The sequence below is a fragment of the Flavobacterium sp. ACN6 genome (assembly GCF_002304005.1).
GTDB lineage: Bacteria > Bacteroidota > Bacteroidia > Flavobacteriales > Flavobacteriaceae > Flavobacterium.
On the sequence record NZ_MRCQ01000004.1, the window covers coordinates 133,364 to 157,518 of the forward strand.

Below are 24,155 nucleotides of genomic sequence, written 5' to 3' on the forward strand. Positions count from 1 at the left end.
GGTTGCAAAAATAAGAATTAATTAGCATTAGAACGGATAATTTATTCCAAAATTTAAAACCGAGTGCCCAAAATTGTATTCTTTAAACCATCTGTCTCCCTTCTCATGTGCCGGATTATAAGTCTTAAAGCCTAAATCTAAACGAATCACAAAAAAGCTTAAATCGTATCGTAAACCAAATCCTGTTCCTAAAGCAATTTCATCTAAATCGTTTAAGTTGTCGAATTTTGCTTTCTCATCTATGACATTATCGAGCACATTCCAGATATTTCCGGCGTCTGCAAAGATAGCTCCTTTGACATCTCCGGCAATCTTAAATCGAAATTCGGCGCTCGCTGCGATTTTCATGTTAGCCTCATTAAAGTCATTTACAGCATTGGTGCTTCCTGGACCTAAAGCATAGGGCTGCCAGGCACGATTGTCATTTGAACCTCCGGCATAATAACTTCGTGAAAACGGAATGTAATTTGAGTTTCCAAAAGGAACCGCAATTCCAAAGAAACTTCTAACCGCTAAAACTCTTTCTCTTCCAAAATCCCAGTGTTTAATGTAATCAAACTCCGTTTTAATATATTCGGAATACTCCAGATTGAAAATTTCGTAGTTTCCTCTTGAGTTTTTTGGCAGATTTCCAATACTTGAAACCGCAGATAATAATGTTCCTGCAGATTCTATTTTTGTTCTAAATTGATAAAAATTATTATCGGCTAAATCTTTCTTAGTTGTCTTTGTAAAAGAATAACTCGTTGCCAGGATAAAATCATTTTCTGTCAAACGCACTCTTCTTTCTTCTATGCTTTCTACATCTTGATACTCTGGATTGTCTGGTGTCAAGGCCGTTTGTCCATTCAAAACATTATTTGTAAAACCTGTAGTTCCATCTGGTATCGTTAGGTTTTTTCTATCTTGTTCTTCTTGGGTTGTTCCCCAGTTTGAAATATCAGTATTATAATCTTTCCCGATATTATTCAGATCGCGGTAAGACGACGTGTATACATTAAAATAATTATTAGGATTTAAGTTACGAACAAACTGTGCATTTAATAATTCTAGTTTTGCTGTATTGTAACGTTTTGGCGTCCAGTTGTAGGCAATACCACCTGTGAAATTTTCCTTATCCAAACCAATATTTCGCTGTTTAGAGAAACCAGAGGTTATGGTTGTATAAGGAATCATACTTTTAGGAATAATTTTTTCGGTTCCAAATGGCAGTAAGATTCTCGGAAAGTTCAGTTTAACATCCAATCCATATTCAGAAACATTAAAGAAATTGTTGTTCGGATTAGCCATGTCTCTGGAAGAACCAATATTCATACGGGCAGAAATTTCTAAAGTCTCCGCACGATTGAATACATTTCGTATAGTTTCAGAAATACTGGCTCCAATTCCAAAATCTTGAATATTAGAATGCGTTACGTCAAAAGTTGCTCCAAAACTGTATTTTTTTCTCGGCGTCAAATACACTTTTGCAATGAGCGATTGCGCTGTAGAATCTCTTTTGTCTACTTCATATTGTATCGACGGATAATTAAAAATCTTTAAATTGTTTAAATATCGAGAGGAAAGAGTTGTTCTAAAATCTGCAAAAGTACTTCCCTTGGTAATAAAAATTGCATCTGTAATAGCGCGGGGTTTATACTTTAATTTGTTATAACTATAAAGATTAAAGTTTTTGTAAGTGGTGCTGTCAGTAGGTTTCTTTTTAGAATTTGCTGCAGAATAATCGGTGTAGATATTAACATCACTGATCTTGTATATTTTAAAAGGCTCTGTACGACTTGAGTCTCTTTCCTGAATGTTGTTGTTGCCAATGTTTAAAGTAACATCGGCTTTGGCTTTTTTACCAATCGTATCAATGTCAAAAGTTACATAAGTAGGCTGGAAGTAATAGGCACCGTGATTTCTGAAATAAGTGGTGATACGGTTTTTTTCTTCCTCAAAATCTGTAGTTTTGTACTGATTTCCAGATTTTAGTAACGAAGGCTCATTATTGGTTTTGTATAATGAATCTAAAGCAGGAGTCATTATATTAGTTTTGATGGTATCCAGTTTATAAGCTGGCCCCGTAGTAATGTTGTAATTAATTGCAGCCCTTTTACGTCCAAGGCTGTCAATTGTATAATCTGTCAAGACATTAAAATAACCGTTGTTAAAATAATAGTATTTTAAACGGAGTAATGATTTTTTAGTCTTCGAAGTATCAATAATTACCGGCGGTTCACCTGTGTTTTTTAGAAATTCGTGAATTCCTTTATAGTAAAAAGACTGCCCAAGTCGGTCAACTTGTTTTGCAGAATATATTTTAGACATGCGTTCATATTTACCAGGATTATTTTTGAATTTTGCCTGATAAGTTGAATCGGGGTTTAAATTGGCTAAATTGTATAAATTTAATCGGAGTTTATAACCTAATAATGTACCATTTGGTTTTTGGTACATTTGGTTGGAGGCAACTTCATCGTTTGTCGATTTGCCATTTACTAGAATATTATTTTTTACAAGAAGATTTTTTCCATCAGGAACTCTTTTTACGGCATTACAAGCGCAAATTAATATTGCAATTAGAAGAAATGCTATTATTTTTGTGGAATTATTTTTCAAGTGTTTTTAATATTTAATTCAAAAGTACATTATTTTATGGTTAGTAAAAACCAAATAAAGCTTATCTCAAGTTTACATCAAAAAAAGCAGCGTTTTGCTAATCAATTATTTTTTGCTGAAGGAGTAAAAGTAATTCAAGAATTGCTGCAATCCAATTTTGAATTAGAACATTTATACACTACATTAAATGATTTCGAAGCAGTTCAAACTTCAAAACATACTCTTATTAATGAACAAGAACTAAAAAAAATAAGTGCTTTAACAACTCCAAATACTTGTTTGGCTGTTTTTAAAATTCCCGCCGAAAAGAAAATAATCGATTCAGGTTTAATTCTGGCCTTAGACGATATTAGGGACCCTGGAAACCTGGGGACTATTTTACGTCTTTGCGATTGGTTTGGTATTAAACAAGTAATTTGTTCTAAAGAAACAGTAGATATTTACAATCCAAAAGTTGTACAGGCAACAATGGGTTCGATTACGAGAGTAAACATAAATTATGTTGATTTAAAATCTTTTCTTGCTCAAACTAAACTGCCAGTTTTTGGAACTTTTATGGACGGAGCTAATATTTATCAATCAGAATTACCTCAAGATGGGATCATTATTATGGGTAATGAAGCCAATGGTATTTCAGAAGAGATTGAAAAAACAGTAACCAGCCGCCTGACAATTCCTAGATTTGGAGAGCTTCAAAAAACCGAAAGTTTAAATGTAGCTACTGCAACAGCAATTATTCTTAGTGAATTTAAACGAAAGAGTTAAGATTTTGTTTTAATGAAAAGTAAAATTTATTAAAATAGCTCTGGATTTCATCGAATCGATGTTGTCTGTCCATCCACTTGCCTGACCAGGATTGTCACGAATCAGTTCATTTGTAATTCCAAACATTCCTCTAATAGAAGGAGAGAAAATAAAATATTCTGTAAAAAGATCAATTCCTACACCTAATTCATAAGCGGCTGTCCATTGTTTAACTCTGAATTTTTGTTCAAAGTTATCGTCTTTAGATTTAGCATTACTCGATAAATTTAAAGTTGTCGACACACCGCCAACCAAGAAAGGACGAATGTTTCCTGTTCGTAAGGCAGAAAATTTCAACAATAAAGGGAAATGGATATAAGTACTGTTTACTTCTCTTAAATAATCATTTTCGGAAGTGAAATTCGGGAAATATAAATCACGTTTTGTGTAGTATAAACCAGGTTCAAAACGAAGACTTACGTATTCCTGCAATCTCAAATCGGCAACAACACCAACATTAAATCCAGTAGTTTTCTTTACCTGAATATCCTGCTGGGTTTTGTAATCAAAATTAAAGTCAAAACTATTGAAACCCAAATAATATCCAAAGTAGACACGCTGCTTCTGAAAGTTTTCAAGGTTAATAATAGGGTCTTTGCTAAACATATTTTTAGCAAATTGAGAATACCCTTTTGTCGCTAAGACCAACAAAAATAAGATTACAGCTTTTTTCATACTATTTTTTAGATGCAGAATAAATCGTTGCGACACCAAAAGTTTGAGGCATTGCCACAACATCTATAAACCCAGTTTTTCTCAAAATATTGTTTAAGGCTTCTCCATAAGGAAAAGCAGCAGCAGATTCAGATAAATAACCATAGGCGTCATTATCTTTAGAAAATAACTTTCCAATAAGCGGTAATATATTTTTGCTATAAAAAGTATAACCTTGTTTGTAAGGAAATTTATCTGGAACCGAAGTTTCTAATATCACAAAAACACCATTTGGTTTAAGAACCCTTAAGATTTCGGCAAAACCTTTTTCCAAATTTTCAAAGTTTCTCACACCAAAACCAACAGTTATAGCATCAAAATAATTATCCTCAAAAGGCATATTTTCAGAATCCCCTAAAACTAATTCAATAGTATTAGAAAGGTTTTTTTCCTGAACTTTCTTTTTTCCAACTTCCAGCATTCCGGCAGAAATATCTAAGCCAATAATTTTTTCAGCATTTGTTTGAGACAGTAAAATAGCCAAATCACCAGTTCCTGTAGCAATATCCAAAATTACCTTTGGTTTTTTGTCTGAAACTATTTTTAATACTTTTTTACGCCATTTTACATCAATACCAAACGAAATGACACGATTCAAATTATCGTAATTCCCAGAAATGGTGTCAAACATTTGGGTTACCTGCTCTTTTTTTCCTAGTGAAGAGTCTTTATACGGAGTTATTTTTTCAGACATTTTTTTTATTTAGGCAAATATAAACAATCTAGTTTAACTGTAATTGAGTTTTTTAATTTGTAAAATAAATGTTTTCAATGATTTATTTTAAAACTAATTATTGAGATAATCCGGCATCCCTAAATCTAGGTATTTTGACAAAACCACTAAAACGCGGTATTGTCCAGTCTCTCTTTTATAAGCAACTTTGTCAAAGTAAAAATGATTAAAGTTTTAATGATTGGTAGTACCAAAAGACTTAAGCAGATGGTTACTTTTTGCACTTGTAATTTCATTTGTTCTTGAAAAAGTTTTGTAAAGTATTGTTCTTGGGGGGAAATACTTTTTTATAGTGCAAAATACGTTCTTAGGATTAAATTTGTTTTTGGAAATTTTAATTTTCTGCCTTTAATATCTTAGTGGTATTTGTTATTAAAGGCTTTGAGACTCTGTCTCAATAACATTAAATGTTATTCAGTTATTCAAATGTTTATGACATTTGTGATTTTTAAACAAAACTATTCTTGAGTAAGTCAGGTCTAAAAAATCAATCGTTTTAAAAACATCCTCCTACAAGAGGATGTTTTTTTTATTTATTTTCTAATGTAAGTTTCATAAGTATAATCGTAAAGATGCTTTTCGTCTTTTTGATTTTCTTCAGATTCTACCAAAGTCCATTCACTTTTATTGATTTTCGGAAAAAAAGTATCCGCTTCAAAGCTGTGATGAACTTTTGTTAATTCTATTATATCTGTAAAGGGAAGTGCAAGATTGTAAATTTCTCCGCCGCCAATAATATAAGTGTCCTCATTTTCTGGACATACTGCCAGTGCTTTTTCTATGCTGTCTACAACAATGCATCCTTCTGGCTGATAATTTTCCTGACGAGTGATCACAACATGCACACGATTTGGTAATGGTTTTGGGAAACTCTCAAAAGTTTTTCTTCCCATAATAATATGATGACCTGTAGTAAGTGTTTTAAATCGTTTAAAATCATTTGGCAGATGCCATACTAATTCATTGTTTTTTCCAAGCGCATTATTTTCGGCTGCTGCCGCTATCATTATAATCATGGTATTTTTAACTAAATTTTATTTTCGTTCTCTTCATTAATAGAAGATTCAAGCTGGCTGATTCTTTTCTGCTGTAAAGCAACCAATCTGTCCACTTGTTCTCTTTCCCATTTTTTATTCATAAAACGGTCTGTGATATAAACTTTTATAAAATGTAAAATAAAAATAAAAAGCCAGATTGTAATACCCCAAATACACCAGTTTTGAGTTGTTCCCTGTCCAAAACCAAAAAATCTATTGGCAATAAATAAAAACAAACTTCCCAGCAGGAAAAGAACAAAGTGAAAATATAAGATCTTTTTTTGCCTTAATCTTCTTCTAGCATATTCGTATTGTTCGTGTACTTCTTTTTCCATAAGATAAAAATCAGATTATAAAGTTAAAACTTATTTTTGAAAGTCAATATTTTGGAAGTAGAATATTTGTTTAAAAAGTATCTGAGAATTTGAAATGAAGAATTTTAAGTACCTTAAATTATGGATAAAGCTAAAATAGCACGCTGTTTTTAATATTATGACAAATCGATTAGAGTATTGGTGCGAGTTTGGTCGATTTTATTTAATTTTAGATGTATAAATCTAAAAACTAAATAGTTATGTCTTTGAAGAAACAATTTATCAAAACGAAGCCAGTTTGTAAAGTAACATTTTCTATAGATGCCAAAGATGCTGATTCGGCAGCAGTCGTTGGAGATTTTAACAACTGGGATCCTTCAGAAGGAGTTCTAAGTAAGTTAAAAAACGGAACTTTTAAAGCTACTTACGATTTGGTTAAAGATGCGATTTACGAATTTAAGTACGTAATCGACGGTGCTTATGTAAATGATCCAGAAGCAGATTTCTATAAATGGAATGATTATGCCGGAAGTGAAAATAGTGTTTTAGTTGTATAAAAAAATCCGCTTTAATTTTTTTAAAGCGGATTTTTTTATAATTATACAGCAACACTTCCTTTTATGGCAGGATGCGGATCATATTCTACTAATGTAAAGTCATTAAAATCAAAATCAAAAATGTTTTTAATATCTGGATTTAAAATCATTTTTGGTAATGGTTTTGGCTCACGTGTCAATTGTAGTTCTAACTGTTCAAAATGGTTATTGTAAATGTGCGCATCGCCAAAAGTGTGGATAAAATCACCCGGTTCTAAATCGCATACTTGTGCAATCATCATCGTTAATAATGCATAAGAAGCAATATTAAAAGGAACGCCTAAAAAAATATCAGCACTTCTTTGGTACAACTGGCAAGACAATTTTCCTTTAGTTTCGCCTTTCTCCAAATCTGGAGCTGCTACATAAAACTGAAAAAAGGCATGACATGGAGGCAAAGCGGCTTTGTTGTTAGCCACATTTTCTTCAAAAGATTTTTTAGTATCTGGCAAAACAGAAGGGTTCCATGCTGAAACCAGCATTCTGCGACTGTTTGGATTTGTTTTTAATTCGGTAATCAATTCAGTAATCTGATCAATTTCTTCACTGTTCCAGTTACGCCATTGATGTCCGTAAACTGGTCCTAAATCACCATTGGAATCTGCCCAGTCATCCCAGATTTTCACTCCGTTTTCCTGCAGGTATTTTATGTTCGTATCTCCTTTTAAAAACCAAAGCAATTCGTAAATGATCGATTTTAAATGGAGCTTTTTGGTTGTAACCATTGGGAAACCTTCACTTAAATCAAAACGCATTTGATAACCAAAAACACTTTTTGTTCCAGTTCCAGTTCTGTCTCCTTTTTGGTTTCCGTTTTCTAAAACGTGTTTTACTAAATCTAAGTATTGCTTCATGATTGCTTTAAGCTTTAGGCTTTAAGCTTTAGGCTTTTTCCTAAATGCTTACAGCTTGGATTTTTTTATGTTTTTCGCATTAAGCTTACAGCCTAATGCCTATGGCTTAAAGCCATAAAATTATCTTTTCGAGATTTCGTCTCTAATTTTTGCTGCTTTTTCGTAATCTTCTTGAGAAACGGCTTGATCCAAAAGTTCGTTCAGTTCCTGCAAAGTATGTTTCGCATATACTTCTCCAGATTGATTGGTTTCTTCTTCGTGTCCAAAAGTTTCAGGGTTAGAAAGTACATCGTCAATTTCCTGAGAACCTTGATCGGTATCTGCGGTATTTGACTTTAAATAAATTCCCGCTTTATCTAAAATATTTTTATAAGTAAAAATCGGAGCGCTGAAACGCAATGCCAAAGCGATTGCATCAGAAGTTCTGGCATCGATAATTTCTTCAATTTTATCTCTTTCACAGATTAAACTTGAATAAAAAACACCGTCAACCAATTTGTGAATTATAACTTGTTTTACCACTATGTCAAATCTTTCTGCGAAGTTTTTAAACAAATCGTGTGTTAACGGGCGTGGTGGTTTTATTTCTTTCTCTAAGGCAATAGCTATCGACTGGGCTTCAAAAGCACCAATAACAATAGGCAGTTTTCGTTCACCATCAACTTCGTTCAAAATTAAGGCATAAGCGCCGTTTTGAGTTTGACTGTATGAAATTCCTTTTATAGATAATTTTACTAGACTCATATATGTTTGTAAAAAAGGCACTTAGAGCCTTGTTTTATTGCTTTTTTTGTTTGAAAAATAAAGCTGCAATTTTAATCAAAAAATATGGAACAAAAAAGCTGCCTATAAACAAAGATACAATATCTTGTTTTTAGGCAGCAAATATTTTTGAAGAGAATTCTTGAATTAAGAATGTTGCGCTTTAAAAGCTTTTAATTTCTCTGTTAACTGCGGTACGATTTCAAAAGCATCACCAACAATTCCGTAATCCGCAACTTTAAAGAAAGGAGCTTCTGGATCGTTATTGATTACCACTTTTACTTTTGATGAGTTAATACCAGCAATGTGCTGAATAGCTCCAGAAATACCTACAGCAATGTATAAGTTGGTTGCAACTGGTTTCCCTGTTTGTCCAACGTGTTCGCTGTGAGGTCTCCATCCTAAATCTGAAACTGGTTTAGAACACGCAGTCGCAGCGCCTAAAACAGCAGCAAGATCTTCAATTAATCCCCAGTTTTCTGGACCTTTTAAGCCGCGTCCGCCAGAAACTACGATATCAGCATCTGCAATAGAAACTTTTCCAGAAACTTTTTCAACAGATTCTACTTTTACTCCAAAGTCATTTTCTCCAATTGATGGATTAAAATCTTCTTCGGCTGCAGATCCTGCACTTTCAAAAATTCCATAAGAGTTTTTAGCTAAACCAAGAACTTTTACCTCTGTATCGATTTGTGTAATGTTGAAAGCTTTGTTTGAGAAAGCATTTCTTTTTACCTGAAATGGAGAAGTACTCACTGGTAACCCCACAACATTTGAAGCAAAACCAGCATTTAATGATACCGAAACTAATGATGAAAGGTAGATGCTATCTGTAGTTGAAGAAAGTAAAACTACTTTTGTTCCTTCTTTTTCAGCAGCTTGTTTGATTACATCGGCGTAAGCCTTAGCAGTAAAACCAGCTAATTTATCGTTATTTACTTTTAAAACTTTATCAACTCCGTATTTAGCTAATTCGCTTACGTCGCTAATGTTTACAGTTAAAGCTGTAACAGTTGTTCCTAAACTTTCGGCTACTTTTTTTGCGTAAGAAGCTAATTCGAAAGCTACTTTTTTAAATTTTCCTTCTGCAGATTCTGCATATATTAATATTGACATGATAATTTTAGATTTTAGATTTTAGATTTCAGATTTTTTAAAATTGAAATCTAAAATGATTATTGATTTTAGATTTTGAAGTGATCAAATGTTGATTTTAGATTTAGTATTGCGTTCTGCAATCTAAAATCTATCCCGAGACTTCGGGACTGAAATCTTAAATCACCTTAGCCTCGTTGTGTAGTAAATTGATTAACTCATCTAAATTATCTGCAGCAATTAATTTCACTGCTGATTTCGGAGCTGGTTTTTCGAATTTAACCGCTTTTGTATTTGAAGGAGCGTCAACTGGCTCAAGAATAGTTAAAGCTTTAGTTCTTGCTGTCATAATTCCTCTCATGTTTGGAATACGCAGATCTTTTTCTTCAACAAGACCTTTTTGTCCGCCAATAATTAAAGGAAGAGTAGTGCTTACCGTTTCTTTTCCACCGTCGATTTCACGAACTGCTTTTACATTATTTCCGTCAACAGTTAAAGCTGTACAAGAATTTAAGAAGTTAGAACCTAAAATTCCAGCGATCATTCCTGGGACCATTCCACCGTTGTAATCTAAAGATTCTTTTCCTGCAATTACAAGATCGTAACCTCCGTTTTTAATTACTTCAGCCAATTGTTTAGCAACAAAAAAGCCATCAGTAGGATTTGCATTCACACGAATTGCTTCGTTAGCACCAATTGCCAAAGCTTTACGCAATGTTGGTTCAGTATCAGGACCTCCAACATTTACAACCGTTACATTTGCACCTTGTTGTTCTTGGAACCAGATTGCACGTGTAAGTCCAAATTCGTCGTTAGGGTTAATTACATATTGTACGCCGGCTGTATCAAATTCTGAATCACCGTTAGTAAAGTTAATTTTTGAAGTAGTATCAGGCACATGGCTGATGCAAACTAGTATTTTCATAAGTATATATTTTGAATTTATAATATGCTTTTACAAATTTAGAATTTAATTTGGAATAATTATACTATGCGTGCATAATATTTTTCAAAACTATTACGATTTCGCAGATTATATGGATTCGAATGATTTTCATCGGAATCTTAAATTGAAAAACGAACCATTTTGCCTGATTGTTAGGAATATTGCAATATTGGAGCATTTCGAACTGTTAATTTCTTGTCTTAAAAATACTATTCTTTTAAATCTTGCGTTTTGGTGAATGAGTTTTGGAGAAACGGGAATTACACAAATAGATTAAAGTTTGTATAAAAAATAGTTTTGAGCAATTAAGTGTTAATTATACGGTATTATATCGATTTCGTAAATATCACAATTAACATTAAAAAGTTAAAAGCTAAAGAACGAAAGAACTTCGTGCGATTTTAAATTCAATTTATGCTTTTAAGTTATTTAAAATATTTATTTTTGCTCTTCAGAAAATTCAACATACAATATAAATATGAGAACAATACAATTTAGAGAGGCCATTTGCGAAGCGATGAGTGAAGAAATGCGTCACGATGAATCCATATATTTAATGGGCGAAGAAGTTGCAGAATACAACGGAGCTTATAAAGCTTCAAAAGGAATGCTTGCGGAGTTTGGCGAAAAAAGAGTAATTGATACTCCAATTGCTGAGCTTGGTTTTACAGGGATTGCAGTAGGTTCAGCGATGAACGGTAATCGTCCGATCGTAGAATATATGACATTCAACTTCTGTTTAGTTGGTATTGATCAAATCATAAATAATGCTGCTAAAATGCGTCAAATGACAGGAGGACAATTTAATGTACCTATCGTTTTCCGTGGACCAACAGCTTCTGCAGGTCAATTAGGAGCTACTCACTCACAAGCTTTAGAAAACTGGTTTGCTAATACTCCAGGTCTTAAAGTTGTTGTTCCTTCAACTCCTTATGATGCAAAAGGACTTTTAAAATCTGCAATTCGCGATAACGATCCAGTAATTTTCATGGAATCTGAGCAAATGTATGGTGACAAAGGTGAAGTGCCAGACGGAGAATACACAATTCCATTAGGAGTTGCTGATATTAAACGTGAAGGTACAGATGTAACTATCGTTTCTTTCGGAAAAATTATCAAAGAAGCTTTTATTGCAGCTGATGAATTAGCTAAAGAAGGAATTTCTTGTGAAATTATCGACTTAAGAACAGTTCGTCCAATGGATAAAGATGCAATTCTTAAATCGGTTAAAAAAACAAACCGTTTAGTAATTCTTGAAGAAGCTTGGCCATTTGCAAGTATTTCTTCTGAAATTACATATATCGTTCAAGAGCAGGCGTTTGACTTCCTTGATGCGCCAATTCAACGTATTACAACTGCAGATACTCCAGCACCTTATTCGCCAGTATTGCTAAAAGACTGGTTGCCAAATGCTGGTGATGTAGTAAAAGCAGTTAAAAAAGTATTGTACAAATAATACATATTTAAAATACTCACAAAACTTCATCATTCATTGTTAATTGATGAAGTTTTTTTTTGCCCAGATGATGAAAAGAATAATTTTACTCAGCCTATTTTTTGTATTCGCATTTGCGACTATTGCTACTGCACAGACGAAAGTGAGTGGAATTGTTTTGGACAAATCTAATCAGCCGATACCATTTGCAAATGTTGTTTTTAAAGGTTCAAACACCGGAATTGTTTCTAATGAAGACGGTCGTTTTTACTTAGAATCACCAAATACCTATACAGCATTATTAGTAACCTCGGCAGGTTTTTCAGATAAAGAAGTTCCTTTAGAAAAAGCAGTAAATTATAATTTTAAAATTGTTTTAGGCGAAGCCGAAGCACTTAATGAAGTTGTAATTTTTACGGGTAAAACTTCTAAAAAGAATAATCCCGCACTAGATATTTTGAGAAAAATTTGGGAAAGAAAGCGTAAAAACGGACTTTACCAATTTAATCAATATCAAATGCAGAAGTACGAAAAAGTAGAGTTTGATATGAATACTATTGATAGTGCCTTCATGAAAAACAAACTTTTTAAAGGCATGGAATTTATCTTTAATCATGTTGATACCTCGGATGTTACGGGGAAAACATATCTTCCAATTTTCATCAATGAATCGGTTTATGATGTTTACGGCGATAATAAATTAAAGAAAGTAAAAGAAAATCTTACTGGGAATAAAATGTCAGGTTTCAATGGAAATCAGCAGATTTTATCTTTTGTAAAAGATCTTTATTCAGACTACAATATTTACGATAACCACCTTAAATTTTTTGATAAAAGTTTCACAAGTCCGCTTTCAAAAACCGGAATTGATGTTTACAATTATGTATTAAAAGACAGTGCGTATATCGATAAAAAATGGTGTTACAATATTGTTTTCTATCCAAGACGTAAAAACGAATTGACTTTTAAAGGAGATTTTTGGGTCAACGATACCACGTTTGCCATCAAAAAAATTAATATGGGCGTAACTAAAAGTGCCAATATTAACTGGGTAAAAGATATTTATATTGAACAGGAGTTTGAAGTAGATAACGATTCTGTTTTCCTTTTAACCCGCGATTATATGATGTCTGATTTTGCTTTGAATAAAAAAGAAAAATCAAAAGGAGTTTATGGAAAACGAACGACATTGTATCGCAATCATAAATTTAATATTCAGAAACCAGAGAAATTTTATAAGGAAGAAGTCAATTTTATAGACAATGCCGTCTATGAACGACCGCCTGAATTTTGGGAAGAAAATCGTTTTGAGAAGCTAAACAAAGACGAAGCAGGTGTTTATAAAATGCTGGATACTTTACAGACCGTCAAGCGATTTAAGCAATTGTATAATCTCGTCTCGATTTTAGGAAGTGGTTATGTCGAATTTAAGAATTTCGATTACGGACCTATTTATTCCACTTTTGGTTATAATGAAGTGGAAGGTTTGCGACTAAGAGTAGGAGGAAGAACTTATTTTGGACCAAACGACCCTTGGCGTATACAAGCCTATACAGCATACGGATTTGACGATAATAAATTCAAATACGGACTTTCTGGAAAATGGATGGTCGATAAGAAAAACCGAGTAATTATTTCTGGAGGAAACAGGCGTGACATTGAACAAATTGGTGCCAGTTTAACCACTACAAATGATGTTTTAGGACGAAGTTTTGCTTCTTCTGCTTTGTTTACAACTGGAAGCAACGGAAAACTGACCAATATTAATTTGACCAATCTTTCTGTAGAAATGGAGGCCAAAAAGAATTTTATTGTTTCGGCAGGATTCTCCTATCGAACATTAGAATCGGCTTCGAAAACTTTTAGTTTAGATTATTATACAACACTGCCAACTGCAGCAAATCCGACGGGAGTTGTAAAAAGCGATGTAAAGCAGACAGAAGCCAATATTCAATTTGAATATATGCCAAATCGTAAAACAATTGGTTACGGTGTGGAGAGAGATTTAGTTGACAGCCCTTTTAGTCATTTCTTTGTGAACTTTAGTTACGGTCTAAAAGGAGTTATGGACAGTGATTTTGCTTACGAAAAAATACAGATTTTTTACAAACAGCCTATCATAATTGGGCCTTTAGGAAGATCAAATATTATTGTAGAAACGGGAAAAACATTTGGAACAATTCCGTTAGGATTAATGAGTGTAATTCCGGGTAACCAAACTTATTTTACGATTGAAAATACTTTTAGTAACCTTAATTTCTACGAATTCGTAACAGATCAATATACTACTTTGCAATGGAATCATGATTTTGGCGGAAGATTATTTGCCAGAATTCCTTTTATGAGAAAATTGAATTGGAGAGAGTTTATTGGTGTTAGGGCAGTTCATGGAACAATTTCTGATGCTAATCGCGCCATTAATGCTTCTGGATTACCATATAATGCTCCTGAAAAAGTATATTGGGAGTATAACGCCGGAATTGGAAATATCTTCAAAGTTTTTAGAATTGATTTTTCTTGGAGAGGAAATTATCTAGATATGCCAGACGCTCATAAATTTGCTATAAAAGGATCTTTTGGATTCTATTTCTAAGTATAAATATAGGTTCAAAGATTCAAAGGTACAAAGTCGCAAAGGTTTAAATTCTTTGCGGCTTTTTTTATGGCTGATATTTTATTCATGCAGATTTTAAAGTTTAACTGGAATTAAATATCTGCTCAATCTGAAAAATCTGCGAGCAAAAAAAACTTTGCGTCTCTGCGACTTTGCGAGATTCTTTTTTCTCTAATTTTGAAATAGATTTAAAGTAAAAACCATGCAGGAAGCAATTGATTTTTTAACCAATAAAAATGCAATATTTCGAGAAATTATCGAAAAATACGGATTACCGCCAATTCCAAAGCGTCCGCAGGGTTTTGAAACTTTGGTATTGTTGATTCTCGAACAACAGGTTTCTATAGATTCGGCGAAAGCCACATTCTTAAAAATTAAATCCTACACCACTTGTAATCCAGAAACAATGATTGTGCTTCTTGAAGAAGAATATCGAAATCTTGGTGTCAGCCGTCAGAAGACAAAATACATTAAGATTTTAGCGGAAGCGATTTTAAATAAAGAATTAGATGTTGAAAGTTTAGCTTCAAAATCTGCAAAAGAAGTTCGGGAAGAGCTGATTAAGCTAAAAGGAATTGGAAACTGGACAATTGATATTTATTTAATGTTTTGCCTTCAAGAACCAGATTTGATTCCGTTAGGAGATATTGCAGTCGTAAATACGATCAAAGAATTACTGAATATTCACGACAAACAGGAAATGGAAACCCATGCTGCACAATGGAGTCCGTATCGCTCTTATGCGACCTATTTGCTCTGGCATTACTACTTAAATAAGCGAAACAGGAAAATTACATATTAACTATCTGTTATATAAATGGAAAAGTATATTAATTATTGAAGAAAGTTCATATATTAATGTACTTTTTTCATTGTAAAAAAGGATTCTTTGGTTACTTTTGCAAGCGAAATTATAGATATAATAAAAAACGAAAATGACCGCAGACAAATTAACAACTTTCGATGTATTAATCGAAATACCAAGAGGAAGCAGAAATAAATACGAGTACGATTTTGAAATTAAAAGAATGCGTTTTGACAGAATGTTATTCTCTTCAATGATGTACCCAGCTGATTACGGATTTATTCCAGAAACTTTAGCGCTTGATGGTGATCCTCTTGATGTATTAGTTTTAGTAAACGAACCAACTTTTCCTGGATGTGTTATGGAAGTTAAGCCAATTGGTGTTTTCCACATGGCAGATGATAAAGGACCAGACGAGAAAATTATTTGTGTACCAGTTTCAGATCCAATCTGGAATTCATTAACAGATTTATCAGATATGAATCCTCACTTAGTAAAAGAAATCGAGCATTTCTTCCAAGTGTACAAAGATCTTGAAAACAAAAAAGTAGATGTTGAAGGATGGGGAGATGTTAACGAGGCATTTGCAATTATTGCTGAGTGTACAAAACGTTTTAACGATATTGAAAACAAACCAGAGGGATTATTTAGTATTAGATAATTTTTACCCTGTTCTATTATAAAAAAAGCAATACTTCCGTCAGGAGTATTGCTTTTTTGTTTAAATTCGTTTCAGTTAGATTGTTGACTATTAACCAAAACCATTAAAAATTATGAATGCATTTATGATTTATCTGCCAATTGTAATGGCAGTTTTAGGATTACTTTTCATGGGAATAAAAAGGACTTGGGTTTTAAAACAAGATGCTGGAGACGGTAAGATGAAAGAGATTTCAGATTACATCTATGAAGGAGCCTTAGCCTTCTTAAAAGCCGAATATAAACTATTAACCATATTTGTAATTATTGCCAGTTTAGCCTTGGCAGGAATTACTTTTATCCCAGGTGTAAAAACACATTTATTAATCGTAATTGCATTTATTTTTGGAGCATTATTTTCTGCTTATGCAGGAAATATTGGTATGAAGATAGCAACTAAAACAAACGTTAGAACTACTCAAGCGGCGCGTACAAGTTTACCGCAGGCATTAAAAGTATCTTTTGGCGGCGGAACCGTAATGGGCTTAGGTGTTGCAGGTTTAGCCGTTTTAGGTTTGACGACTTTTTTTATAATATTCTTTAATCTTTTTTCTGACGGAGTTTGGAAAGATACTGAAACAATGACTGTTGTTTTGGAAACCCTTGCAGGATTTTCACTTGGTGCCGAATCAATCGCTTTGTTTGCCAGAGTGGGAGGCGGAATTTACACCAAAGCAGCCGACGTTGGAGCCGATTTAGTTGGTAAAGTAGAAGCAGGAATTCCAGAAGATGATCCTCGTAATCCAGCTACAATTGCAGATAACGTAGGAGATAACGTTGGAGACGTTGCTGGTATGGGAGCCGATTTATTCGGTTCGTATGTAGCAACTGTTTTAGCGGCAATGGTACTTGGAAATTATGTTATAAAAGATATGGGCGGAAGTATCAATGATGCCTTTGGCGGTATTGGTCCAATTTTACTGCCGATGGCAATTGCCGGTTTCGGAATTATATTTTCTATTATAGGAACACTTCTAGTAAAAATATCAGATGATAATGCAAAAGAAGCCCAAGTGCAGAAAGCATTAAATATTGGAAACTGGGTTTCAATTGTTTTAACAGCTGTTGCTTGTTTCTTTTTAGTTCAATATATGCTGCCAGAAACCATGCAGATGAGTTTCTTTGGCGAAGGATCAAAAGCAATTTCGTCATTGCGTGTTTTCTACGCGACATTGGTCGGATTAGTGGTTGGGGGTGCTATATCATCGGTAACAGAATATTATACAGGATTAGGGACAAAGCCAGTATTGGCAATTGTTCAAAAATCGTCTACTGGAGCAGGAACAAATGTAATTGCAGGTTTGGCAACAGGAATGATTTCGACTTTTCCAACCGTAATTTTATTTGCTGCAGCAATCTGGATTTCGTATGCTTTGGCAGGATTTTATGGAGTGGCGCTGGCAGCTTCGGCAATGATGGCAACAACAGCAATGCAATTAGCAATTGATGCTTTCGGACCAATTTCTGATAACGCGGGTGGAATTGCAGAAATGAGCGAATTACCAAAAGAAGTTCGTACAAGAACCGATATTTTAGATTCTGTTGGAAATACAACTGCAGCAACTGGAAAAGGTTTTGCAATTGCTTCTGCAGCTTTAACTTCATTGGCATTATTTGCTGCCTACGTAACTTTTACAGGAATTGACGGAATTAATATTTTTAAAGCACCAGTTTTAGCAATGTTATTTGTCGGCGGTATGATTCCGGTGGTTTTCTCTGCTTTAGCTATGAATTCTGTTGGAAAAGCGGCAATGGATATGGTTTATGAAGTCCGTCGCCAGTTTAAGGAAATTCCAGGAATTATGGAAGGAACTGGAAAGCCAGAATATGGAAAATGCGTTGAAATTTCTACAAAAGCGGCTTTACGTGAAATGATGCTTCCAGGAATTTTAACGATTGGTTTTCCAATTGCTATTGTTCTTTTAGGAAAGCTAGTTTATGGAGATAACAATCAGTTAATTGCTGAAATGTTAGGAGGATATATGGCTGGAGTTACCGTTTCGGGAGTTCTTTGGGCAGTTTTCCAAAACAATGCAGGCGGTGCTTGGGATAATGCGAAAAAATCTTTTGAAGCAGGAGTTATGATCAATGGTGAAATGACCTATAAAGGTTCTGACGCACATAAAGCAGCTGTAACTGGAGATACAGTTGGAGATCCGTTTAAAGATACTTCTGGACCATCGATGAATATATTGATCAAATTGACTTGTTTAATTGGTTTGGTAATTGCACCTATTTTAGGTTCAGGAAATGTTCCGTCAGATATTGCTGGTAAAACTTCTTGCTGCGCAAAAACAGAACTGCATGCAGGAGGAATTTCTAAATGCGGGGATATGTCTGGAATGACAAAAGAAGAATGTATTAAAATGTGTAAAGAAAAAGGCTGCTCTCCAAAAGAAACTGCTAAATGTCTGGCACATTTTGACACAACGGGAAAATATCAAAAAACAGACTGTTTTGATACCAGTAAATATGAAAAAAAATCTGTTCGTGTTGAATTGAGAAATGATAACGGCAAAACAGTTGGGACTGTTACCAAAACAGAAAACGGAAAAACAACTACAGAAGTTTACGAAGGAACAGAAGAAGAAGTTCAAGCAAAAATAAATACAGCACAATAATTTCAGCTATCCTAACAGGTTTCCAATACCTGCTAGGTATTAGTTTGAATTAGTTTGGATTAGATTGGAATAAAAAATATTATACCTAATAGGTTTTTAAAACCTGTTAGGAAAACAAAAAAAGCCTCTAAAAATTTAGAGGCTTTTTTTTTATTTTCGTGTTATTTCATGAAATTAGTGTTTTCTAAAACAACCCATTTAATTCAGCATCAATTCTATTAATGATGTTTCCTAAATCTTCCGGATTATCGACAAAATTGATGTTATCCACATCAATAATTAATAATTTTCCTTTTGTGTAAGTCTGAATCCAAGCTTCATATCTTTCGTTCAAACGGCTTAAATAGTCGATCGAAATTGAGTTTTCGTACTCACGTCCGCGTTTGTGGATCTGCCCAACCAGATTAGGAATAGAACTTCTTAAATAAATTAGTAAATCTGGTGGTTTTACCAAAGATTCCATTAATTCAAACAAAGAAGTATAATTTTCAAAATCGCGGCTTGTCATTAATCCCATCGAATATAAATTGGGAGCAAAAATATAAGCATCTTCATAAATCGTTCTGTCCTGAATGATTTTTTTACCGCTTTCGCGAATTTGCTGCACTTGACGAAAACGGCTGTTCAAGAAATAAATCTGAAGGTTAAATGACCAGCGTTCCATTTGATGGTAAAAATCGTCTAAATACGGATTGTCAACCACATCTTCATAATGAGGCTCCCATTTAAAATGTTTCGCTAATAATTTGGTCAGGGTGGTTTTTCCTGCGCCTATGTTTCCTGCTATTGCTATGTGCATTACGGTGTTACGATTTTATAATTTAATATATCTGCAGCTGTAAAAATAGATAAAATTTGGTCTTTGTAATAAAAATTGTCAAAGGTTTTTTCTAAAATTTTAATCTCAGAAATTACTTCAATATTTGACTCGCTCATCCTTTTTAAATACAATAAACTATCCTTACTGAAAATATATTGTGTAGCATTAATTATTTCAATTTTATCAAAAGCATCAATCTTGCCCAATGAAGTAATTTTGCCAAAAATGTCGCAGGAGAACCAGTTGTTATTTTTATCTATCCAATAAAAAGTATTAAAGTCTGTCTGATAATATTTAATTGGTTCTGTCAGCGGAATTGAAACGGTTTTGTATTCATTTTTTAAATAATCAAAAAGACCAATTTGTTGATTTAAAGTATTGTAAATCCATAACTGATTTTGAGTTGACATTCCGATTGCGGCAACTACGATAGGCGTTTGATTTTGCGAAAAATTAATTTCGGTTATTTTATTCAATTGATTATCCAATAAAACGACACTATTAAAATCTTCATAAAACAAAACCATTTTCAGCGGATTTTGTAAATCAACTTTCGTTATTTTTCCAAGAGAAACGTTTTTATACTCAAAAATTTCTTTTCCTTTTATTTTGCTGAAAACATTATTAGTAATTTGATACGAATAACCAAAAGAATCGTATCCTAAAAACTTGTCCGAATTGTTTTTAAAATGAGAAATTAAAATAGGATTTAGAATAGAATTCTGAGCGTTCAGTGCATTAAAAGTGCAGTAAAGGAATAAGAAGAATAAAAGTTTTTGCACAGTTTTAGGCATTGAAATAGATTTACAAAGTACCAAATTACAAAAATCTCCCTTTAGAAATTCATTTTTATCAGTTAAACCTTTTTTAATTGTAATAGTCTAAAAAATAACGGGTTTTGTCTATACTCTGACTCTTTTAATCTATTTAATTTTTAGGATTTTAAAATTAATAATACATTTGAATGTAAGTTTTCTCGGATTTACTCACTTTTAAAGAAAAATAAATGAAGAAAATATTTTTTTATATGTCATTGATGCTTGCCTGCACACAAATTCAAGCTCAAAAAGATTTTCAAGGAATGGCTGTTTACGAATCAAAAACACAAGCTCCAAAGTTTGAGGGAATGCGTGGCAACAGAGATATTACGCCCGAAATGCAAAAAAGTATGGAAGAGCGTTTGAAAAAAATGCTAGAGAAAACTTTTATTTTAAATTTCGATAAATCGGCATCGATCTACAAAGAAGAAGAAAAATTAGACGCTCCTGGACAGCAAAATGGTATGCGTGTTATGTTTGGTTCTATGACAGGTGGCGGCGGTACTTTCTACAAAGATGTCAAAACAAAGTCTTACACGGTTGATAAAGAATTTATGGGTAAAGAATTTTTGGTTGTTGATTCGCTGCCAAAATTAAACTGGAAATTAGAACAGGAAACCAAACAAATAGGTGGTTATAATTGTTTTAAGGCAACAGCGGTAAAAGAACCTAGTAAAACCGATTTTAGAAATTTCAGACCTAAAAAAACGGATGATAAAAAAGAGGATGAAAAAAAGACTTCTGGCGAAACAAAAACCAATTTTGCAGATAATTTTGAAATGCCAAAAGAAATTTTGGTAACAGCTTGGTATACACCAGAAATTCCAGTAAATCAAGGCCCTGAAAATTATTGGGGACTTCCAGGTTTAATTTTAGAAATAAACGATGGAACAACTACAATTTTATGTTCTAAAATTGTTTTGAATGCCAAAGAAAAAGTGGAAATAAAACCTTCTAAAAAAGGAAAAGTAGTCTCACAGAAAGATTACGACGAAACCGTTGTTAAGAAAATGGAAGAATTTAGAGAAATGAATCGCGGGCGTGCAGGCGGACCACCTCCTATGGGAAGATAAAATTTTTTAAAAATTCCAAATTCCAAAATTCCAAATTCCAATATTCTGATAATGAATAAGACACTTTTTATTTTTGCCTTACTTTTTACTTCTATCTGCTTTTCCCAAAGTGTCCGTTTTGATGGATTTATTCAGGATGAACAAAAAAATCCGTTGGAAATGGCCAACATTATGGCTATTAATAATGCCACAAAAGGGATGGATTCGTACGGAATCACGAATGATAAAGGAAAATTTCAATTGACTTTAAAACCAAACACAGCTTATACAATCAAGGTAAGTTATTTGGGAATGAAATCTAAAGAAATAACAGTTGCTACCAAAGCGGAGAATATGTCTCAAAATATTGTTTTGGATGGCGCAGGAATTGAATTGGAAGGTGTTGAAATTGTACGTGAAATGCCTGTTTCTATTAAAGGAGATACGATTGTTTATAATGCTGATTCTTTCAAAACTGGAACCGAAAAAAAGCTGGAAGATGTTTTGAAAAAACTTCCGGGAGTTGAGGTAAATGCCGATGGAGAAATTGAAGTTGAAGGTAAAAAAGTCAGTAAATTAATGGTCGAAGGAAAAGATTTTTTTGACGGAGATACAAAATTAGGCGTCAAAAACATCCCTGCAGATGCTATTGATAAAATTCAGGTTTTACGAAATTATAACGAAGTCGGCGCATTAAAAGGTCTTGAAAATGATCAAGATAATGTGGCGATGAATATTAAACTAAAAGACGGAAAAAAGAACTTTTGGTTTGGAGATGTTACGGCAGGAATTGGAGTTGGAGAACTCGATAGTCGTTATATAATAAATCCCAAATTATTTTATTATAGTCCGAAGTACAGCATTAATTTGATCACCAATTTTAATAATATTGGCGAATTGCCCTTAACCGCACAGGATTATTTTAAGTTTACCGGAGGATTTAAAAATATGATGAAAAAGGGAGGCAGTAATTTTAATGTTTCGTCTAATGATTTAGGAATTTCACTGCTTCGAAATAATCGAGCTAAAGAAATTGAAACAAAATTTGGAGCAACAAACTTTGCTTATTCTGTCAATAAAGCATGGAATTTAAGTGGTTTCGGAATTCTTTCTACTTCAAAAACAGATTTGGAAACCAAATCACAGACTACTATTTTAGACTCTGGAGATCAGCAGAGACGTGACGAAAGTACAAGTCAAAAAAATAATTTAGGTCTTTTTAAATTAAGTTCGACTTATAAACCAAGCGATAAATTTCAGTTTGATTATGATATCTTAACAAAATTGACCAAACAGGAAGAATACTCAGATTTGTTTAGAGAGCAGATCGTGCAAAATGTTGCAACTTCAGAAGATATTTTTACAACAAAAAAACAAAATCCGACATCTGTTAATCAGAATTTGAGTTTGTATTATACACAAAGTGATAAAAATATTTTTGCTTTTGAGATGCAGCATTTGTATCAGGACGAAAATCCGTTTTATAATGCCAATTTGCAAACACTTCCTTTTGCTTTGTCAGGGTATGTTACAAATCCGGCACAAGCCAGAAACGATTACAACCAAAATCGTTTTGTAAAGACCAATAAACTGGATGCTAAACTGGATTACTATTATATGGTCACGCCAAAGAGCAATATTAATGTTACTTTAGGAAATACTTACTCGTACCAAAATTTTAATTCCCATATCTTTCAAATGCTGGATGATGGAACAAGAAATGATTTGAATAATCCTGAAAATAATAATGATGTAGATTACAATTTTAATGATGCTTTTGTGGGATTTCACTATAAAATTTTGACTGGGAAATTCACATTGACGCCGGGTGTAAGTGTGCATTCATACCAAATGACAAACGGACAGGAGGGAACAGATTATTCTCAAAGTTTCACCAAAATACTCCCTGACTTTTTTGCTTTATACCAAATCAAAAAATCAGAAACGCTGACTTATAACTTCTCTTTGACAAACGATTTTACCGACATTAATCAATTGGCAGCTGGTTACGTTTTGTCTGATTACAGTAGTTTATTTCGTGGAAATCGTACTTTAGAAAATGCAACCTCGCAAGTACATTCGCTTCGCTATTTTAAATACAATATGTTCAATTTTGAGAATATTTTTGCCAACGCAACTTATACAAGAAAGGTAGATGCTATTAAGACAGAAGCTAAGTTTGATGGAATTAATCAGTCGTCTGAACCTTATAATTCCAATTTAGCCGATGAAACTTTTTCTGGAATGGGAGCGTACGGTCGATCATTTTTAAAGAATTACAAAGCTTCGGTAAATGCAAGTTTGAACTGGTCAAAGTTTAATAATATTCAGAATGAGGAATTAAGAACTACAGAAAGTTTTGTTCAGAGTTATACGGTAAGAGCGTCAACAAATTACAAAAACCTGCCGAATATTGAATTTGGATACAATCTTTTGGTAAACAAATACAGCGGTTCTACTTTTTATACCGATAAGCCATTTGCCAAATTAGATTACTATTTCCTTGATAGTTTCTCTTTTGTTTCGGAGTATGAATTTTACCATTATTACAACGGAGATAAAACGGTTGACAACGAATATGATTTCTTAAGTGCCAGCTTAATTTATCAAAAGAAAAATAGTAAGTGGGAATATAAAGTGTCAGCAACCAATTTATTGAATACGAAATATCTTAACGATGACAGCTTCTCGCAATTCTCAACAAGAGTTTCTCAATATACTGTACAGCCTCGATATATTATATTTTCGATGAAATACAATTTGTAATATAATTGTCCGAATTTTAAAATTAAGGCGCTTCTTTTAGTAAGAATGGAATATCTTTACGCTAATATT

Annotated in this window: 20 protein-coding genes; 9 read left to right on the forward strand and 11 right to left on the reverse strand. The window is 33.2% G+C overall.

What is annotated here, in order from left to right; translation table 11 throughout:
• Nucleotides 1-27: 27 nt before the first annotated feature.
• Nucleotides 28-2,601, reverse strand: a complete 2,574-nt coding sequence (locus tag BSF42_RS07970; RefSeq protein ID WP_095952556.1) for a BamA/TamA family outer membrane protein — start codon at nucleotides 2,599-2,601, stop codon at nucleotides 28-30.
• Between the two features lie 36 nt (nucleotides 2,602-2,637).
• Here BSF42_RS07970 and BSF42_RS07975 point away from each other — a divergent pair, with 36 nt between their 5' ends.
• Nucleotides 2,638-3,366 carry an RNA methyltransferase gene (locus tag BSF42_RS07975; RefSeq protein WP_095952557.1) on the forward strand — a complete coding sequence of 243 codons (729 nt, stop codon included), beginning with the start codon at nucleotides 2,638-2,640 and terminating at the stop codon, nucleotides 3,364-3,366.
• 9 nt (nucleotides 3,367-3,375) lie between these two features.
• On the opposite strand, the gene BSF42_RS07980 is transcribed toward BSF42_RS07975, so the two are convergent.
• The 4 genes from BSF42_RS07980 to BSF42_RS07995 all read right to left on the reverse strand — a co-directional run bounded on the left by BSF42_RS07980 (nucleotide 3,376) and on the right by BSF42_RS07995 (nucleotide 6,224).
• Complete coding sequence (locus tag BSF42_RS07980; RefSeq protein WP_095952558.1) at nucleotides 3,376-4,080, reverse strand: porin family protein; 705 nt, start codon at nucleotides 4,078-4,080, stop codon at nucleotides 3,376-3,378.
• A gap of 1 nt (nucleotide 4,081) precedes the next feature.
• The gene (ubiE, locus tag BSF42_RS07985; RefSeq protein WP_095952559.1) at nucleotides 4,082-4,813 is read right to left on the reverse strand and encodes a bifunctional demethylmenaquinone methyltransferase/2-methoxy-6-polyprenyl-1,4-benzoquinol methylase UbiE; all 732 of its coding nucleotides are present in this window, start codon (nucleotides 4,811-4,813) and stop codon (nucleotides 4,082-4,084) included.
• A 572-nt stretch (nucleotides 4,814-5,385) separates the two neighbouring features.
• Nucleotides 5,386-5,868: a dihydrofolate reductase gene (locus tag BSF42_RS07990; protein WP_095952560.1), complete on the reverse strand. Its 483-nt coding sequence runs from the start codon at nucleotides 5,866-5,868 to the stop codon at nucleotides 5,386-5,388.
• Between the two features lie 11 nt (nucleotides 5,869-5,879).
• Entirely contained in the window at nucleotides 5,880-6,224 is a 345-nt protein-coding gene (locus BSF42_RS07995) for a 2TM domain-containing protein (RefSeq protein WP_095952561.1), read from the reverse strand.
• A 239-nt stretch (nucleotides 6,225-6,463) separates the two neighbouring features.
• On the opposite strand from BSF42_RS07995, the gene BSF42_RS08000 reads away from it, so the two are divergent.
• Nucleotides 6,464-6,760 carry an isoamylase early set domain-containing protein gene (locus BSF42_RS08000; protein WP_095952562.1) on the forward strand — a complete coding sequence of 99 codons (297 nt, stop codon included), beginning with the start codon at nucleotides 6,464-6,466 and terminating at the stop codon, nucleotides 6,758-6,760.
• Nucleotides 6,761-6,801: 41 nt separating this feature from the next.
• Here BSF42_RS08000 and BSF42_RS08005 read toward each other — a convergent pair whose 3' ends face one another.
• The 4 genes from BSF42_RS08005 to BSF42_RS08020 all read right to left on the reverse strand — a co-directional run bounded on the left by BSF42_RS08005 (nucleotide 6,802) and on the right by BSF42_RS08020 (nucleotide 10,435).
• On the reverse strand, nucleotides 6,802-7,653 hold the full coding sequence (locus tag BSF42_RS08005; protein ID WP_095952563.1) for a thymidylate synthase: 852 nt from the start codon (nucleotides 7,651-7,653) through the stop codon (nucleotides 6,802-6,804).
• 120 nt (nucleotides 7,654-7,773) lie between these two features.
• Nucleotides 7,774-8,397, reverse strand: a complete 624-nt coding sequence (locus BSF42_RS08010; RefSeq protein ID WP_095952564.1) for a bifunctional nuclease family protein — start codon at nucleotides 8,395-8,397, stop codon at nucleotides 7,774-7,776.
• A gap of 165 nt (nucleotides 8,398-8,562) precedes the next feature.
• On the reverse strand, nucleotides 8,563-9,531 hold the full coding sequence (locus tag BSF42_RS08015; protein WP_095952565.1) for an electron transfer flavoprotein subunit alpha/FixB family protein: 969 nt from the start codon (nucleotides 9,529-9,531) through the stop codon (nucleotides 8,563-8,565).
• A gap of 157 nt (nucleotides 9,532-9,688) precedes the next feature.
• Complete coding sequence (locus BSF42_RS08020) at nucleotides 9,689-10,435, reverse strand: electron transfer flavoprotein subunit beta/FixA family protein (RefSeq protein ID WP_095952566.1); 747 nt, start codon at nucleotides 10,433-10,435, stop codon at nucleotides 9,689-9,691.
• A gap of 499 nt (nucleotides 10,436-10,934) precedes the next feature.
• Between BSF42_RS08020 and BSF42_RS08025 the strand changes: the two genes are divergently transcribed.
• The 5 genes from BSF42_RS08025 to BSF42_RS08045 all read left to right on the forward strand — a co-directional run bounded on the left by BSF42_RS08025 (nucleotide 10,935) and on the right by BSF42_RS08045 (nucleotide 18,630).
• Entirely contained in the window at nucleotides 10,935-11,912 is a 978-nt protein-coding gene (locus tag BSF42_RS08025) for a pyruvate dehydrogenase complex E1 component subunit beta (RefSeq protein WP_071636151.1), read from the forward strand.
• A gap of 70 nt (nucleotides 11,913-11,982) precedes the next feature.
• Nucleotides 11,983-14,484 (forward strand): DUF5686 family protein, encoded by a 2,502-nt coding sequence (locus BSF42_RS08030; protein ID WP_095952733.1) that lies wholly within the window; start codon nucleotides 11,983-11,985, stop codon nucleotides 14,482-14,484.
• A gap of 223 nt (nucleotides 14,485-14,707) precedes the next feature.
• The gene (locus BSF42_RS08035) at nucleotides 14,708-15,307 is read left to right on the forward strand and encodes a DNA-3-methyladenine glycosylase (RefSeq protein WP_095952567.1); all 600 of its coding nucleotides are present in this window, start codon (nucleotides 14,708-14,710) and stop codon (nucleotides 15,305-15,307) included.
• 133 nt (nucleotides 15,308-15,440) lie between these two features.
• On the forward strand, nucleotides 15,441-15,971 hold the full coding sequence (locus BSF42_RS08040) for an inorganic diphosphatase (RefSeq protein ID WP_095952568.1): 531 nt from the start codon (nucleotides 15,441-15,443) through the stop codon (nucleotides 15,969-15,971).
• A 112-nt stretch (nucleotides 15,972-16,083) separates the two neighbouring features.
• Nucleotides 16,084-18,630 carry a sodium-translocating pyrophosphatase gene (locus tag BSF42_RS08045; protein ID WP_095952569.1) on the forward strand — a complete coding sequence of 849 codons (2,547 nt, stop codon included), beginning with the start codon at nucleotides 16,084-16,086 and terminating at the stop codon, nucleotides 18,628-18,630.
• A 184-nt stretch (nucleotides 18,631-18,814) separates the two neighbouring features.
• On the opposite strand, the gene BSF42_RS08050 is transcribed toward BSF42_RS08045, so the two are convergent.
• Both BSF42_RS08050 and BSF42_RS08055 read right to left on the reverse strand, forming a co-directional pair.
• Nucleotides 18,815-19,429: a deoxynucleoside kinase gene (locus tag BSF42_RS08050; protein ID WP_095952570.1), complete on the reverse strand. Its 615-nt coding sequence runs from the start codon at nucleotides 19,427-19,429 to the stop codon at nucleotides 18,815-18,817.
• Nucleotides 19,429-20,232, reverse strand: a complete 804-nt coding sequence (locus BSF42_RS08055; protein ID WP_371615381.1) for a hypothetical protein — start codon at nucleotides 20,230-20,232, stop codon at nucleotides 19,429-19,431. The genes BSF42_RS08050 and BSF42_RS08055 overlap by 1 nt, the downstream gene beginning before the upstream one ends.
• Before the next feature lie 224 nt (nucleotides 20,233-20,456).
• On the opposite strand from BSF42_RS08055, the gene BSF42_RS08060 reads away from it, so the two are divergent.
• Complete coding sequence (locus tag BSF42_RS08060) at nucleotides 20,457-21,341, forward strand: GLPGLI family protein (RefSeq protein ID WP_095952572.1); 885 nt, start codon at nucleotides 20,457-20,459, stop codon at nucleotides 21,339-21,341.
• Nucleotides 21,342-21,392: 51 nt separating this feature from the next.
• A complete protein-coding gene (locus tag BSF42_RS08065; RefSeq protein ID WP_095952573.1) occupies nucleotides 21,393-24,086 on the forward strand; it encodes a carboxypeptidase-like regulatory domain-containing protein in 2,694 nt (897 codons plus the stop codon).
• Nucleotides 24,087-24,155: the final 69 nt, after the last annotated feature.